The organism is Leuconostoc sp. (assembly GCF_965300815.1).
Window position 1 is genome coordinate 1 of sequence record NZ_CBDKZH010000166.1, and the last position, 1,996, is coordinate 1,996.

General features: G+C 40.1%; 3 protein-coding genes. All 3 read right to left on the bottom strand.

Annotation, left to right across the window (positions count from 1 at the left end; genetic code table 11):
- Window positions 1–593 (bottom strand): sugar transferase (locus ACW12G_RS07700; protein ID WP_455647687.1); only part of this gene is annotated, 593 nt, incomplete at its 3' end.
- Window positions 594–625: 32 nt separating this feature from the next.
- Window positions 626–1,384: a CpsD/CapB family tyrosine-protein kinase gene (locus tag ACW12G_RS07705; protein WP_270746960.1), complete on the bottom strand. Its 759-nt coding sequence runs from the start codon at window positions 1,382–1,384 to the stop codon at window positions 626–628.
- 11 nt (window positions 1,385–1,395) lie between these two features.
- On the bottom strand, window positions 1,396–1,996 hold a 601-nt coding region (locus ACW12G_RS07710; protein ID WP_455647688.1), incomplete at its 5' end, for a YveK family protein.

The following is a 1,996-nucleotide window of genomic DNA, read 5'->3' on the forward strand; positions in this document are numbered from 1 at the left end:
GTCATTTTGTCTTTAAATATACCGTCACGCTTACTAACAGAGACTAGGGTTTCAATTATCAATACAATATCGAGTTGCACACTCAATTGGCTTGCATATTTAGCATCATAAGCTGCCTTATTCTCATCAGTAATATTATTCCGCCCATTGACCTGTGCCAAACCGGAAATACCGGGCCGCACTTGATCTGCACCATTTTTTTTACGTAATGCTAGTACCCTCTCATCTGTACTAGCTAATGGCCGTGGACCGATGAAACTCATGTCACCCTTTATAATGTTAAGTAATTGTGGTAACTCATCAATCGACGTTTTCCGAATAAACATACCAAAAGGTGTAATATAGCTCGTGATATCATTAAATTCTGAGTTAGCTTTCACTGGTGCCCCGTCAGTCATTGAACGAAACTTATATAATGTAAACGGTTTAGAATTCAACCCAAAACGTTCCTGTTTGAAAAAGACAGGTCCTTTTGAAGTAAGCTTAACTAAAATTGCGACAAAAAAAAGCGGCACTATTAAGACAATACCAAGTGTAATTGCCACAATAATATCTAAAAACCGCTTTAAAAACTTTCTATAAAATACTCCCATTCTTATCTCCCATTCCCAATAATCAAGTTAAACTACTTAGTCTCTCCATAACCATATCCGTAGCCGTATCCGTAACCAGTACCTGAATTTTTCTTACGATTACGATCGTTATAGATAAATCCTAGCATTGGTGCTTCTGCTAATTTCAACATATCCAAAGTACGTTGTAATGCGCCCTTCGTTGTGTGTCTCCCACTCACAACGATAGCCACACCATCCATCTTGCTCATTAACACTTGTGCATCAGTCACCATCAAGAAAGGTGGCACGTCAAAGATAACTAAATCATATTGTTGTCGTAATTCAGCAATCAAGTTTGTCATCCGACTAGAAGCCAATAACTCAGCTGGGTTGGGCGGTACTGGACCAGACGTCACCACGTCTAGCGTTTCCATGTGTGTATGATGAATAATTGATTGCGCATCACTATTCACATCGGCGAGATAGTTTGTCAAGCCATGGTTATCCGTAATGCCAAAGGTTGATGCTACCGTTGGCCGGCGCAAGTCAGTATCTACCAGTAAGATCTTCTTACCTTGTTGTGCATAAACTACTGCTAAGTTAGCTGTTATCGTTGATTTACCTTCAGATGGCAGTGCCGATGACACAAGCAAAGTCTTGACATTACCTTTTGCAACGGAAGCAAAATCAATGTTCGTGCGAATCGTTCGAAATTGCTCAGAGACCGGATTTTTTGGTTCTGCTGCTGTAATCAAGCGTGCCCCATTAATCATCGTATCCCGTGATAAACCATCACGACCAGTTTTATATCGCTTTTTAAAAAATGCCATATTTTACTCTCCTAATCTTTACTTAAACGGCTTAAGCGCGAACGTGGATGTGTTGCGTTATAACCTAATGATGAACCTATGTTGGCTGACATATCAAACTTTCCTATCTTTTTGATGTGTCCAAGGGCTCCCAAATTCGTTAGACCAAACAATTGCGAAACTTCATCCGGACTCTTAACTGTTGTATCTGACAGTTCCTTTGCCAACACAATTAAGAATGTTAACCCACCAAGTAATACAAGTCCAACTAACGCAAAGAGTTTTGTATTTGGTGCAACTGGTACGTTACTTGCCTTGGCTGAATCAATAATGGATACGTTATTAATCTTCATAAAGTCGCCAATCTTGTTCTTGAACGAATCAGCGACCGTGTTGGCTACAACAGCAGCCTCCTTGGGATTTTTAGCCTTAACATTAATTGAGAAGACCTGTGAATTCTGCTGATTAGAGATTGTCACCATTTTCTTCAATTGATCGACTGATAAGTTATAAGTCTTTTGTGACGATGGCTTCGTAATTTCTTCTTGTGCTGGTGCAATCAAACGCTGTGTGCCATCAGCTAAAGTCCGATATTCTGCCGGCTTCGCTTCTTGAACCACGATTGGTTCTGGA